Raw genomic sequence first — 13,052 nt, 5'->3', positions numbered from 1 at the left:
TCTTTTTTTATCTCTTCAGCAGGGCAGGAATGCGGTTGGAGATATGAAGGAGCGGTGTGCTGTTTTTTGCCGTCAAAGATAGAAGAATACCGCCTTCAATCATCGCGTTAATCACGGTGCTGGCTTCCTTAGCATGGCTTTCGCTAAAGCCTGCCTGCCGCAGTTTTTCCTCATACACAAGGGCCCACTCTTTGTAGGCTTCATGACAGGCATCCCTCAATGGTTCGCTTTTCAATGACGTCTCAGCCGCAAGCAAACCGACAGGCAAGCCTTCTATGTCTTCCGTACATGAAAATTGGCACGATAACTCCTTCAAAAAGGCTTGAATGCCTTCCGCCGGATCGGTGTACGCTTCCATGCAGTCCGCGATTTTCTGGCGGATATAATCCTTCATCTCATTCACCGCTTCGATCGCCAGCTGTTCTTTACCGCCCGGAAAGTGGTAATAAAGAGAGCCTTTAGGCGCGCCGCTTTCCTTTATAATCTGGCTCAGCCCCGTGCCGTAATAACCTTGCAGCTGAAAAAGCCGGGTAGCTGCCGAAAGGATTTTCTCACGGGAATCTCCATAACTCATAACATTCCCACCTCACTGAATTGCAATCAAAAATATAGTGACTGGTCTATTATCATGATTCAACCATCAGTTGTCAAGAGAAATTGACTGTATGAAAAACAAAAATTGAAGGGACTCTGGGTGCTTTTGGCTATCTTTATCTTTGAATTTGCAAATGGTAAAATGATCTAAGAAACCGATAAGGGAGGTCTCCCTCATTTGCGATTCAATAGATACACAATGATCCTTATTCTTCTTGCCGCAGTATCTCACGTCATTTCAATATACGTATTTCACCAAGGCATCTTAGCTTATCTTCTTGCCATTATCTTTTTATTATTCGCTGGCTATTCCACGAAATTCACTAAACCCAAAGACGAAAATCAAACCAAATAAAAAAGAGAGAAAAGGATTACTCCTCTTCTCTCTTTTTTTTATGCCTTTTCCACACACCATCAAGAAAGAATGCAACTGTAATAACAACAACTAAAACTGTTAATGTCACAGTGAAAGAAAAATGTTCTCTAACAATTGACATGAATAATGCCCCTAATACTCCAAACACAAAACTCTTTAGTAAATTCACTGCGAAGTTCAAACCTTTCTTCATTTTAGTAGGAAAATAATGCCAGAACTATTGATTGGAAGTAAGTGCAAAAATTGAATGACCTTTAGTAAAGACGACGTGATACTCACTGCTTAACAACCTAACAATGAACAGAAACAAATCGAGACAGCACCGAAAATGATGGTCATATTGAACTCAGCGGCGAGAATATTGTCAATATATTCATTTTAAAAACAAAAATAGGAAAAAAGGTATCCCTCCGAACCTTAAAATCTCTTTAAAAATAAGGTGAAATTACCCTTTACCTAATTAATTTGGTAACGTAATATAATTGAAGAATTTGTTACAAAAAAAGGAGGATTTTATGAAATTTGTAAAAAGTAAGTTCATTGCACTTGTAACAATTTTGGTACTGTCTGTTACATCGCTGTTTGCGGTGCAGCCGTCAGCAAAGGCCGCTGAACACAATCCGGTTGTTATGGTACACGGTATTGGAGGAGCATCATTCAATTTTGCGGGTATTAAGAGTTATCTCGTCTCTCAAGGCTGGTCACGGAGCAAGCTGTATGCAGTTGATTTTTGGGACAAGACAGGCACGAATTATAACAATGGCCCTGTATTATCACGTTTTGTGCAAAAGGTGTTGGACGAAACAGGTGCGCAAAAAGTGGATATTGTCGCTCACAGCATGGGGGGCGCGAACTCACTTTATTACATAAAAAATCTGGACGGCGGAAACAAAATTGAAAACGTCGTAACGCTTGGCGGCGCGAATCGTTTGACGACAGGCAAGGCGCTGCCGGGAACAGATCCTAATCAAAAGATTTTGTACACATCCATTTACAGCAGTGCCGATATGATTGTCATGAATTATTTATCAAGATTAGACGGTGCTAAAAACGTTCAAATTCATGGTGTTGGCCACATCGGCCTTCTATACAGCAGCCAAGTCAACAGCCTGATTAAAGAAGGACTCAACGGCGGTGGCCAAAATACGAACTAATGAGAAACATAACCTTGAAGAATGTCTATTCTTCAAGGTTATTCTGCTTTCAGCACAATCGTTTTCGCCGCCATATCATGAACGGCTTGTTTTTTCTTCGTAAAGGCGGCTGTCAAATAGATCAGGCGGGAGAATACATGCACCCACGCGATCATGTAACGGGCAATGGCCTGTGGGAGGGTGATTTTCTCGCATGTTTCGTCCCTCACAATTTGCAGCCCGATGATTTTTTTTCCGAGTGTACCCTTCCAATTTGTCAGCGGCATCAGCAAAGGATACACAAGCAGCATCAAAATGGCGGCAACAATGACGCCGGCGGACCCGTCCCCCAACGTAAATCCGGATGCCAAAATCACTGCGGCTGCGATGATCACATCAAGTATGAGAGCGCAGGCGCGCAGCATAAAACCAGCTGGTTCCAACATAAACACTTCCTTACATTTTGATAAACGCCTAATGATTGTAAAAAAGAAGAGCCTTAAGCGGGAATCGGTTAAAAGTCATAAATCACAAAATCTAGTTAAAATGTCATAGGTAAATTAACATCGCCAGCCGGCTTTTCATATTACCAAATTCTTTTTTAGCCCGAAACCAAGCCCTCAGAAGTTATTTTTGTTAAAATAGAAAAGTTACAACAGAATTCGGAGGGTTTATTGTGGGAAAAGTGAAACGAAATGCCCCTTGCCCGTGCGGCAGCGGCAAGAAATATAAAAAATGCTGCGGAAGTAAAGTTGTCGACTTCCCGACAGAACTAGCGGCAAAAGAAGCAAAACAAATTCAGGAAGACTTAGTGGAGTTTGCCTTCACCGTACATAGAGAAAGCATGTCAGGATTTATCAATCAGCATGATTTTCTTTCAGCTATGGACAGACAGACGAAAGACATCAGCGTATTTAACTTAGGGATCTGGGGAATCTTCTTCCACCCTCTTGCTGGTGAAAAGACCATTTTCGAAGATTACCTTCAGAAAAAAGGCGATTCGATCACTCGTCCGAAAACGCGTGAGATCGTTGAATCATGGAAGAGCATGACACCTGCGTTATTGCTGCTGCAAGACCTGAAAGAAGGTGTCATTCACTTTGAGGATGTGATTACGACAAAACAATTCGAAGTGGAAATGGATAAAAATAACCAAGACCTTCCGCCAGTGGGAAGCCTGATTCTCGGCTATCCGATCCATGAAGCGGAAAAAGCAGAATTCTTCATGCAGTTCACGATCTTTCCGGTGAAGAGAACCGAAGCGCTGATCAGCAAGGTGAAGAAATATGCGGATGCCGCTGTGAAGAACGGCAAAACGCCGGAGGATTTCATGAAACAAGAATTCAACAACGTTCTGTTCGCGCTGTTAGCGGAGAAAGAGGAAGAGCCGCAAGCAGAGGCAGCGGAAGAGAGCAGCGTTGAGTGGGCAAACGACATGGAGAAAGAAACAGCTGCGGCTATCGAAGAAGGCATGAGCGGAGATGAGTATCCGACTGAATTGATTCCGGCTGTCATTGATATCTGGAAAACATTCTGCGAGAAAAAATCACCTGTCATCAGAAAACCGGAAGCTTTTGCGGCGGCAGTTGAATATTATGTAAATGCGATTTCTCTTAACGGCGCGTCCGTTTCTCAAGCTAAACTGGCGAAAAAATACGGCGTAAGCGCATCTACCATTTCCAGCCGCTACAAAGAAATTGAAAGCACGCTGCAAGACGAAGCGGATCGCTTTGCGCAAGCGTTATCCTCATAATGAAAAAAACCTTGAAAAGCCGGGCTTTTCAAGGTTTTTTTATTTCTGGAACGGAATTTTGATTTCTAACCGGAAGACAGGATGGCGATAGGTGAAATCCAGTCTGCCAGAAGCGCTTTTCACCAGTTTTTGAATGATATATGTGCCCATGCCTTCATGATCGCCGCCGCTTTTCGTTGAACGGCCAAATGATTGATACAGTGTGTCGAGCACTTTTGGGTCCATGCCGGGCGTGCTGTTTTCACAAATCAGCACATAAAGCCCGCTGCGCAGCGAGGTTTCCAGTTTAATCTCCCCTTTTTCTCGGGCCTCCGCTGCACTGTCTAGCGCATTTTCCAATAGGTTGCCGACCAAGCTGACCTGGTCAGCGGGTGAAAACGGAAGTGAGGAAAGCGGGGTATGCATATTCAGCGCAACCTTCACACCTGAAGCACGTGCTTTTTCAAGAAAATCATAAAGCACCCCTGCAAGGTACGCATTCTCTCCCTTTAAAAAACGGTCATATTGACTATACAGATCCGTCCAGTTTTGGATATATGCTTGTGTATCTGCCTTGGACTGCGCTGCACGGATCGCTGTCATATGCTTCATTGTGTCGTGATTTCGGCTTCTGACATCCATCAGCATGTGATTGGCGTGCTGTTCAGCTTTCACCAGCTTATCAATTTGATCAGAAAGCCTTGCCTGCAAGGCAGACTGTCCGATACGAAGCCCTTCACATGCTGTAAATATCACGATCACAAACAATGCCGGCAGTATAGAAGCGCCAATCAGCACCGCCGCTGACATCACTTGAATGACAGCGATCCACATACAGAGCTGAGGGGAACAGCGATCCCACACCCGCTTCGTTTTCCAGAGGTACAAGCCTGCTGCAGCTGTGCCTAAAGCAGCCGCAAGCAAAGAGACGGCTGTACTGAGTGAAAGAGCAGCAGCCCCCTGATAAAATATGAAACTAAAAATAAACAAGCAAAGACATTGAAAAAAGGTAATCACGTTCCGAACTCCTCAAAAATAGTAGTTTTGAAAATAATCAAGCTGCTGCTTGGTGATCATCGCTTTTTTAGGCGTTCCCTCAAAAGCAACCGTAAACGAATGCTTTGTATAAGCGGAAAAATGCTTTATGTAATGGATGTTGATAATAAAGGAACGGTGTGAACGGAGAAAATCTTTCTCAGGCAGGTCACCTTTAATATCATTTAATGTTTGATACGTCTGCACCTCTTCGGCGGTTGTCACAATCGTCGTCGAACGTCCCGTCCGTTCTGCGAAGATGATATCTTTCTTTTGCAGGACGTGCATTTCAGATTTTTGCTTAATTAATATCCGTCCATTCAAACTCGTTTCCGTTTTCTTTTTCACATAACGGTCGAAAGAAGCCTTCAGCCGGTCGGCATGGTACGGCTTCATAATATAATCATGGACGTTCAGGTCAAAGGCGTGGACTGCATAGCCGCCGTTGCCGGTAACGAAAATCACATCCACATCAAGCGAGTGGGACCTGATCAAATCAGCAAGCTCGTAGCCAGACATGTGAGGCATCTCGATATCGGCAAGCAGCAAATCAATGTCTCCGTTCTTCACCCGCCTGTAGGCTTCCTTCGCTGAATCGGTCGAAAAGACTAATTCGATATCCTGTATTCTGGACACGATCGCTTCCAGTTTCTCTAAATCTACTCGATAATCATCGACAAGTCCGACTTTTACCATTATCATTCCCCTAGTTACATAGAATCATCTTTATTTTATCCCATTTCGCGACATAAAAAGAACTCTTCGCGACAACTTTATCCAACAAATCCAGCAATTCGTATATAGTCATTACTAGAAATAACGAAAAGGGAGATTGTGACATGATTACACTGACCGATTGCAGCCGCAGGTTTCATGATAAGAAAAAAGTAGTCAAAGCGGTGCGAGATGTAAGCTTAACCATTCAAAAAGGAGAAGTCGTCGGCATTCTCGGAGAAAACGGTGCCGGCAAAACCACGATGCTGAGAATGATTGCTGCCTTGCTTGAACCATCACAGGGTGCTATCACTGTAGCCGGCTTTGACACGGTCAAGCAGCCCGCCGAGGTCAAAAAAAGAATCGGCGTCTTATTCGGAGGAGAAACCGGACTTTACGACCGGATGACCGCTAAAGAAAATTTACAATATTTCGGCCGGCTGTACGGGTTAAACCGCCACGAAATCAAAGCAAGAATAGAAGATTTATCGAAACGGTTCGGTATGCGTGATTATATGAACAGGAGAGTGGGTGGGTTTTCTAAAGGGATGAGGCAGAAAGTTGCCATTGCTAGAGCGCTGATTCACGATCCGGACATCATTTTATTTGATGAGCCGACAACAGGACTTGATATTACATCAAGCAACATCTTCCGCGAATTTATCCAGCAGCTGAAAAGAGAACAAAAAACCATTCTATTTTCCAGCCACATTATGGAGGAAGTGCAGGCGCTCTGTGACAGTGTCATCATGATTCACAGCGGAGAGGTGATTTACCGGGGAGCGCTTGAATCATTATACGAGAGCGAGCGGAGCAACGATTTGAATTACATCTTTATGTCTAAGCTTGTCAGGGGGATTTCTTAAATGCTGAGCCATATTTATAAAAAAGAAATGATCGACGCGCTGCGCGACAGAAAAACGATATTACTCACGATTTTAGTTCCAATGATTACAATGCTTGGGCTTGTATACTTTTATGAAAGCATGCTGTCCGACAAAGGGGAGCAATACACACTGGCTGTCGGCCATTCTCTGCCGTCCGCACTGGAAAGCAAGCTCAATGTGATTAACGAGATCAGTGTAAAAACATTTACAAATCCTGAAGAGGCGGTTGATGACGGAAAAGCAGATGTGTACCTGAACGTCCCGAAAGAGTTCGACTCATATGTCAACAGCATGACGCCTTTTAAAATCGATGTTTACGGCAATTCAATCGATCAAGGCTCGTCAAATGCCATGCAGCTTGTGCAATCTGCCTTAGATCAGTACAAAAATGAAATTGTCCAAGACCGTTTAACAAATAAGCATATTGATCAATCGGTAATCCAGCCGTTTATGATTCAGCAAAAGGAAGGGGACGAGGAGAAAGGGGCTTCGGCTATTATGATTTCTGCCATTTTGCCCATGCTGATCCTGACATCCATTGTTTCGGGCGCAATGCCGATTGCTCTTGATATCATGGCTGGGGAAAAGGACAGGAAATCAATCGAAGCACTGCTGTTGACGCCGGTCAGCCGAAACAAAGTGCTGGTCGGCAAGTGGCTTGCGGTTTCCACTTTTGGAATTGCTTCAGGCGTATTGGCTTTGATGTTTTTGATTTTGTCCACCGTGTTATTTACCGAAAATTTAAGGACCGCCTTCCAGTTGGGAGATCATATGTGGGTTGTGCTCGGCGCTTCCGCCTTAATCATCGTGCTTTCTGCATTGCTGATCTCTGCGATGGAGCTTTTCATCAGCATCATTTCCAGCTCGGTAAAAGAAGCGCAAAGCTATATGTCTCTTGTCGTCTTTCTGCCTGTGTTCCCGATGTTTTTCATCCTCAGCAAGGCACCGAACCAATTTGATTTATCATACTTTTTCATCCCATTTCTGAACCTGCACGCTTTATTCAAACAGCTTTTATTCGGGATGATTGACCCGGCTGCCATTTTGTATACATCAGGAACCATCGCCGTGCTCATCGCCATATTCTTTTTACTGGCCAGAGCCTGCTTCTTGAAGGATAAATGGGTTCTGCCAAAATAAACTTGCAAAAGGAGAAATACACTTTCTCCTTTTTGTATATCCTGATAAAAGGAGGAAAATAGAAAAAGGATATCTAATACAGAAAGTGACCCTGCACTATTTTTCATCAAAATTTGTTTCGAAGGAGAAGAAACAATGGATCAAACACGTACTCTTGGCAAAACGAAGCTGCGGGTGAAGCGGATCGGATTCGGCGCGAATGCGGTCGGCGGACATAATCTATTTCCGAACCTGAATGATGAAACAGGGAAGGATTTGGTGAGAACGGCATTGGATGGCGGCGTGAATTTTATTGATACCGCCTTTATATACGGTCTGGGGCGTTCTGAAGAATTAATCGGCGAAGTTGTGCAGGAACGCGGCGCACGGAATGAGCTCATGATTGCCACCAAAGGGGCCCATAAAGAAGTGAATGGCAGCATTGAATTAGACAACAGCCGGGAGTTTCTTCGCGGCGAGGTGGAAAAGAGTCTGAAGCGCTTGAAAACAGATTACATTGATTTGTATTATGTTCATTTCCCTGATGGCAAAACCCCTCTTGCTGAGGTGGCAGGCACGCTGAAGGAGCTGAAGGATGAGGGGAAAATCAAAGCGATCGGCGCTTCAAACCTCAATGATCAGCAATTGCAGGAATTTAATGCAGACGGCTATTTGGAGGTCTTCCAGGCAGAATACTCTCTCATTCAGCGTGATGCCGAGAGGGAGATTCTTCCATACTGTGAAAAACACGGCATATCCTTTATTCCTTATTTTCCGCTCGCGTCCGGACTGCTGACAGGAAAATTCACGAAAGATACGGTCTTTGATGACTTTAGAAAGGATAAGCCGCAATTTCAGGGAGAAACGTTTATTCACAACCTCAAAAAAGTAGATAAGCTGAAAGCGGTGGCGGAGGAAAAACAAGCGGAGACGGCACATGTCGCATTGGCGTGGCTGTTAACGAGACCGGCAATAGACGCCATCATTCCAGGCGCTAAGCGTCCAGAGCAATTGAAAGATAACCTGAAAACCTTGAACATTGAACTGACCGAAGATGAAGTGGAATTTATCAGCGGGATTTTTACATAAAAAAGGAAATAGCCGCGGGCTATTTCCTTTTGGTGTTTTATTCTTTGATGAATGCTTCGACTAATTCTGCCGCTCTGTAATCGTCCATATCAAGCTGCCATTGGTCGATGTCGTTCTTCTTCATTTTCACTTCAACCGTTTTTTCAGATGAAGCCGGTCCGAGCTTTTTGAATTCCTCAGGATATACTTGAAGCGCGTATTTCACAGCATCCTCATAGCTCGCGCCAGCATTCTTGCTGTAGTAGTCTTTCACTCTGTCTTCGATGCGGTCTGAGAGCGAAGACGCATCTACAGGTTTGATAGTGGCTTCAACAATTGCTTCGTCTTTAGAGAGCGATGTTGTTTTCGCCTGGATGGAAGAGTTTTTGCTTAATCCCGCTTTAATGCCGTTCACGATATTATCAAGCGCTTTGCTGTCCGCGTATGTGCTTGAAAGACCGGAAGCTGAGAGATAGCCGTCTTTGGCTGATTCGTTGAAATCATGTACAATTTCGTTTTTGTTGGCACCGGTGATTTTTTCGAAATCAGCGTTGTCTTTACCGAAAAGAAGGACGTCAACATAAGCCGATAATGCTTTTGCAGAGTCTTGTAGCTGATCGGCTGTTGCAAGGATTTTTTTGTCTTTACCATTAATTTTGAAAGTAACTGATTTTGGCTTTTTATCACCGTAAGATTCCGGCGTATAGTTAAGCTCGTATTTCTCGCCTTTATCTACAACAAAGAAAAGGCTTCCTTCAACGGATTTATCAGCGTTAATCGTGCTGCTGCGCAGCTTTTCGTTATAGTCTTCAGGGTCTGTGTCAGACATTTTGGTATCATCTTGGTACAAAGTGAAATCCATACTGTCTACATTCAGCGGCTCTTTCCCTGTGTTTTTCACAGCGACATTGACTTTTAACACAAGCTGGCCATCTGTAGTGGACTTATCATATTTAGACGGCAGTGTATAAGAGACATCTTTAAGTTTGACTTGAGCTATATCTGAGCTTTTTTCTGTTTCTGACTCTTTCTTCTCCGCGCTTGTTTTGCTTCCGGAACAAGCGGCTGTAAACATCATCAGCAGAAGAATTAGGAAAACAGCTTGCGTTTTTTTCTGGAACATTCTTTTTCCTCCTCAAGTGGTTTTGGGTAAGAGAGTCTTTTGTCTTTGAGAAATGGATCTTTTTGAATGGATTAGCATCAAATAACCAAAAAAATCAGTTCTTTTCTCACGGTTTTCACCGGGTTTTATGGAAACTCCGCCCTTCTTTGTTATAAATGGACCTATAAAAGTTACAACGGATTTAATTTTAAGATTATTGGCTTTTATATTGAATAGGTTCATCATCCTATTTTTGGTGAAAAATGTTCTGGTAAAACTGGTAAACTCAGAAATTTGTGTATTTTAGACTATTACTTTTTGATTAGTTAGAGGGGGCGTCTTGTTGAACAAAGAGGAAATGAAACAAAAAGCACTGGAAATCGGCCGGGTTCCGGAACACTTAAAACTGGAAATTGAAGATTATGGCGATGATGAAAAAAGAACCTATTTTTGTTGGATAGATCCTCACGATGAACACATCGGCATTATCGTGGAACTTGATCCGGACGGGCAGCTTACGTCACTTTCCCGTGATATTGAGCCTGAGAGCAAAAAAAGGCTGTCTGAAGAGCAATTAGAGAATATCATGCGCCAATTTGTCGAGACTCATTATCCCGGAGCGCTCTCTGCCTTTGTCCGTGATGAAAATGACTGTACCTCCGACGATAAAGTGAGATTTTCATATGTTCAAATAGAGGACGGTCTTCCTCTTCCCATGAGCGGATTTATGGCGGATATCACCTTATCAGGCGAGATCATTTACTTCCGCTATTACGGGAAAGCGGGCAGCATCATCAAACCAAAGCGGATCGCTGATGATGAGGAGGCACTTGCCTTTATCAAGAAGGATGTGGAGTTCAACCTATTGTTTGAAGTTCTCAATCGTTCTGTTTACAAAAACGGGGACGATCAGCCGCATTTGGTGTATGAGCCTGAATGCAGAGCCATCACCGTGCCCGCGGATTTGGTTCTAGAAGAATGGGCAATTGATGACGATGACAGGGAGCGTGAAAGCTTTCCTCTCCCTTTATTCGAAGACATTTATGAAAAGGTTGATCTAAGCAGCATGATCGGCATCGAAAAAGAGTTTGTCAAAGAGCGGGAAGCGGATTTGGGAGACGGAAAAATCGGGACTGTTTGGCGGAATCCGGATGATCCTGTATATCAGCCGGCGGATAAAAGCATGGACAGCTGGTTTAGAGGACGGGTTCATCAAGTGCTGAAAACCATCCATAACAAAGATACCGGAAAACTCGAAAGTGTCATGTCATTTATGGAGAAAAAAGGGCCGTTGACAGTAACTGAGGCAGAGTGTGAAAAAATTGCGATTCGCTTCCTGTTTGCTTTATTTCCGAATGCCGATCAATATTTTAAGATCAGGTACGACGAACCGGATGAAGAAGATAACGCAGTCGCTGGTTTTACATTTGAAGCGCACTGTCATGGAGTGCCGCTCCGGTTTGGACAGACCAGAATCTGCGTCAGCCGCCAGACCGGCCGCATTACCGCTTATATGGGACCGGATATTGACCCGAAGGAGCTGGAAACCATTCATCCGGTTCCGGCTATTTCAGCAGAACAAGCGAAGTCTATCTTCTGGAAGCATTTTAAAGTTGAGCTTAGCTGGGAGAGGGAATACCGTGATGATGAAGGAAACAGCTACCGGCTCGTCTACAAGCCGGTGTATCCGTGTTTTATTGAAGCCCATACAGGAGAGCCAGTGATGAGTGTCTGGTAAAACAGTAAAAGGCCATACAAATGCCAACAAATATATAAGATGACGTGTGATGAAAGTAACAGAAAGAATATTAGAGAATAAAGACAATAATATAAAAGGACCTTTCTTCACTTTAAATGAAGAAGGGTCCTTTTATATAATAAACAGGATTCTCTTTGTCGTAGACTCTTTTGAAAGGATGACTTCATTGGTTAATAAACAGCTGAAAAAGAAGGCGCAAGGAATCGGGAATGTACCGCCGCATTATGAGCTTGAGATAGAAGATTACGACCAAAAGCAAAAGAAAAAGGGGCAGGCGTACTTCATCTGGAAGGACCCTAAAGATCCTGAAAAGCACATTACAGTTGAACTTGGAAATGACGGCGCTTTGCTCACCTTTTCAACAACCGTGCGCTCCGAGGCAGACAAAAAGCTCCCAGATGCCGAGCTGAAGCTGAAGGCTCTTCAATTTGCTGCTGCCAACCATCCCGGCACATTTATGAAATTTCATTTTCAGGGCAAGGAAGAACGGGGGCAACGCATCCGTTTTATATATGCCAAAATGGAACTGGGGCTTCCGCTTCCCAATTCAGGCTTTTTGATTGATATGACACGCAGCGGACAGATTGTCCATTTTTTATATTACGGAGAAGGGCATAAAGCCGAAGTTCCAAAGGAATTTGTAGCAAAAGAGAAGGTTGTGTCCCATTACGTAAATACAATGTCTTTGCGGCTGATGTACGATGTCATAGATGGCGAACAGGCACCAAGGCTTCTGTATGAACCGATTCTGCCGGGATACAGCTATCCCGCCGATGTAGACGAAATCGTTCCCGACCAGCATATCGCTGATGAAAGAATAGAAAACGGGACGCCCCTGCCGACGCTTCAGAACACGGAAAAAATCGATATATATACGATGCTGGGCTTCACCCCTGATATGCAGAAAGTCAGTGAAAAGGACTTTGGAGAAGAAATGGGAAGCACGTGGCGCGAAGGAACTGCGCCGGAGCGGAAGGATTTAAGCATAGGGAGTTATTTTGAAACGAGAAATAAAAACACAATCAAAATAAAAACGGACAAAACAACAGGGAAGTTAAAAGCAGCGCTCTCTTTTATGGAACAGCGGAACACCCGCCAATGCTCAATAGAAGAATGCCAAAGGACAGCGCTTCAGTTTTTATATGCGCTTTATCCTAGAGCGGCTGAGTTTTTCAAAGTGAATCCCATCCTAATTGATGAAAGAGGGAGAATCCGCAATCATTTTTCTGTCTGGTATAAAGAAGTGCCGCTGCGGTTCGGTGCTGCCCGAATCATTGTCAATCCGGAAACCGGAATGATAGATGCTTTTATGGCGCCGGATATTGATCCTGAACAATTAGAATCAATCAATCACAGGCCGGATGTTTCAGCTCAAGAAGCGAGAGAAACGTTTTTAGCCGCTTTTGATGTGAAGCTGGAATGGCAGCCTGATTTTACAGCGGGCAGCGTTCAGCATTACAAGCTGGTGTATAAGCCTGTTTATCCTTCCTACATTGATGCGCACATAAGGAAAAAGAAAAGGCTGTGAGGGTG

Annotated in this window: 14 protein-coding genes; 7 read left to right on the top strand and 7 right to left on the bottom strand. The window is 43.9% G+C overall.

Features of this window, described 5'->3' with window-relative positions; translation table 11 throughout:
- Positions 1–7: 7 nt before the first annotated feature.
- A complete protein-coding gene (locus tag V6D44_RS19480; RefSeq protein WP_087993098.1) occupies positions 8–574 on the bottom strand; it encodes a TetR/AcrR family transcriptional regulator in 567 nt (188 codons plus the stop codon).
- A 391-nt stretch (positions 575–965) separates the two neighbouring features.
- Positions 966–1,091 (bottom strand): hypothetical protein, encoded by a 126-nt coding sequence (locus V6D44_RS19475; RefSeq protein WP_277986992.1) that lies wholly within the window; start codon positions 1,089–1,091, stop codon positions 966–968.
- 394 nt (positions 1,092–1,485) lie between these two features.
- On the opposite strand from V6D44_RS19475, the gene lipA reads away from it, so the two are divergent.
- Positions 1,486–2,124: a lipase LipA gene (gene lipA / locus V6D44_RS19470; RefSeq protein ID WP_087993099.1), complete on the top strand. Its 639-nt coding sequence runs from the start codon at positions 1,486–1,488 to the stop codon at positions 2,122–2,124.
- 38 nt (positions 2,125–2,162) lie between these two features.
- Here the strand turns inward: lipA and V6D44_RS19465 are convergent, their stop codons facing one another.
- Positions 2,163–2,546 carry an RDD family protein gene (locus V6D44_RS19465; RefSeq protein WP_333516830.1) on the bottom strand — a complete coding sequence of 128 codons (384 nt, stop codon included), beginning with the start codon at positions 2,544–2,546 and terminating at the stop codon, positions 2,163–2,165.
- Between the two features lie 233 nt (positions 2,547–2,779).
- On the opposite strand from V6D44_RS19465, the gene V6D44_RS19460 reads away from it, so the two are divergent.
- On the top strand, positions 2,780–3,856 hold the full coding sequence (locus V6D44_RS19460; RefSeq protein WP_087993101.1) for a helix-turn-helix domain-containing protein: 1,077 nt from the start codon (positions 2,780–2,782) through the stop codon (positions 3,854–3,856).
- Positions 3,857–3,895: 39 nt separating this feature from the next.
- Here the strand turns inward: V6D44_RS19460 and V6D44_RS19455 are convergent, their stop codons facing one another.
- A complete protein-coding gene (locus tag V6D44_RS19455; protein WP_253268795.1) occupies positions 3,896–4,852 on the bottom strand; it encodes a sensor histidine kinase in 957 nt (318 codons plus the stop codon).
- A 12-nt stretch (positions 4,853–4,864) separates the two neighbouring features.
- Positions 4,865–5,566 (bottom strand): two-component system response regulator NatR, encoded by a 702-nt coding sequence (gene natR / locus V6D44_RS19450; RefSeq protein ID WP_087993103.1) that lies wholly within the window; start codon positions 5,564–5,566, stop codon positions 4,865–4,867.
- 143 nt (positions 5,567–5,709) lie between these two features.
- Here natR and natA point away from each other — a divergent pair, with 143 nt between their 5' ends.
- The 3 genes from natA (at position 5,710) to V6D44_RS19435 (ending at position 8,679) form a co-directional block, all read left to right on the top strand.
- Positions 5,710–6,450 (top strand): sodium ABC transporter ATP-binding protein NatA, encoded by a 741-nt coding sequence (natA, locus tag V6D44_RS19445; RefSeq protein ID WP_087993104.1) that lies wholly within the window; start codon positions 5,710–5,712, stop codon positions 6,448–6,450.
- Positions 6,451–7,611 carry an ABC transporter permease gene (locus V6D44_RS19440; RefSeq protein WP_253268796.1) on the top strand — a complete coding sequence of 387 codons (1,161 nt, stop codon included), beginning with the start codon at positions 6,451–6,453 and terminating at the stop codon, positions 7,609–7,611.
- Between the two features lie 135 nt (positions 7,612–7,746).
- On the top strand, positions 7,747–8,679 hold the full coding sequence (locus tag V6D44_RS19435) for an aldo/keto reductase (protein WP_253268797.1): 933 nt from the start codon (positions 7,747–7,749) through the stop codon (positions 8,677–8,679).
- A gap of 37 nt (positions 8,680–8,716) precedes the next feature.
- On the opposite strand, the gene V6D44_RS19430 is transcribed toward V6D44_RS19435, so the two are convergent.
- Positions 8,717–9,781 (bottom strand): DUF4352 domain-containing protein, encoded by a 1,065-nt coding sequence (locus tag V6D44_RS19430; protein WP_087993107.1) that lies wholly within the window; start codon positions 9,779–9,781, stop codon positions 8,717–8,719.
- Between the two features lie 12 nt (positions 9,782–9,793).
- Entirely contained in the window at positions 9,794–9,934 is a 141-nt protein-coding gene (locus tag V6D44_RS19425; RefSeq protein ID WP_141113426.1) for a hypothetical protein, read from the bottom strand.
- Between the two features lie 184 nt (positions 9,935–10,118).
- Here V6D44_RS19425 and V6D44_RS19420 point away from each other — a divergent pair, with 184 nt between their 5' ends.
- Together V6D44_RS19420 and V6D44_RS19415 are read left to right on the top strand one after the other, a co-directional pair.
- Positions 10,119–11,498: a YcdB/YcdC domain-containing protein gene (locus V6D44_RS19420; RefSeq protein WP_253269142.1), complete on the top strand. Its 1,380-nt coding sequence runs from the start codon at positions 10,119–10,121 to the stop codon at positions 11,496–11,498.
- A gap of 187 nt (positions 11,499–11,685) precedes the next feature.
- Complete coding sequence (locus tag V6D44_RS19415) at positions 11,686–13,047, top strand: YcdB/YcdC domain-containing protein (protein WP_202328677.1); 1,362 nt, start codon at positions 11,686–11,688, stop codon at positions 13,045–13,047.
- Positions 13,048–13,052: the final 5 nt, after the last annotated feature.

Origin of the sequence: Bacillus sp. 0209A, from assembly GCF_036765095.1 — a bacterium.
GTDB classification, from domain to species: Bacteria; Bacillota; Bacilli; order Bacillales; family Bacillaceae; genus Bacillus; species Bacillus subtilis_G.
This window is presented reverse-complemented; position numbering and strand designations above follow the sequence as displayed.

What these genes read in the sequence shown, in the direction of transcription:
- natR (WP_087993103.1), bottom strand. Translation starts at nt 5,566, where the DNA reads ATGGTAAAAGTCGGACTTGTCGATGATTATCGAGTAGATTTAGAGAAA.
- V6D44_RS19480 (WP_087993098.1), bottom strand. Translation starts at nt 574, where the DNA reads ATGAGTTATGGAGATTCCCGTGAGAAAATCCTTTCGGCAGCTACCCGG.
- V6D44_RS19435 (WP_253268797.1), top strand. Translation starts at nt 7,747, where the DNA reads ATGGATCAAACACGTACTCTTGGCAAAACGAAGCTGCGGGTGAAGCGG.
- lipA (WP_087993099.1), top strand. Translation starts at nt 1,486, where the DNA reads ATGAAATTTGTAAAAAGTAAGTTCATTGCACTTGTAACAATTTTGGTA.
- V6D44_RS19430 (WP_087993107.1), bottom strand. Translation starts at nt 9,781, where the DNA reads ATGTTCCAGAAAAAAACGCAAGCTGTTTTCCTAATTCTTCTGCTGATG.
- V6D44_RS19420 (WP_253269142.1), top strand. Translation starts at nt 10,119, where the DNA reads ATGAAACAAAAAGCACTGGAAATCGGCCGGGTTCCGGAACACTTAAAA.
- natA (WP_087993104.1), top strand. Translation starts at nt 5,710, where the DNA reads ATGATTACACTGACCGATTGCAGCCGCAGGTTTCATGATAAGAAAAAA.
- V6D44_RS19440 (WP_253268796.1), top strand. Translation starts at nt 6,451, where the DNA reads ATGCTGAGCCATATTTATAAAAAAGAAATGATCGACGCGCTGCGCGAC.
- V6D44_RS19475 (WP_277986992.1), bottom strand. Translation starts at nt 1,091, where the DNA reads ATGTCAATTGTTAGAGAACATTTTTCTTTCACTGTGACATTAACAGTT.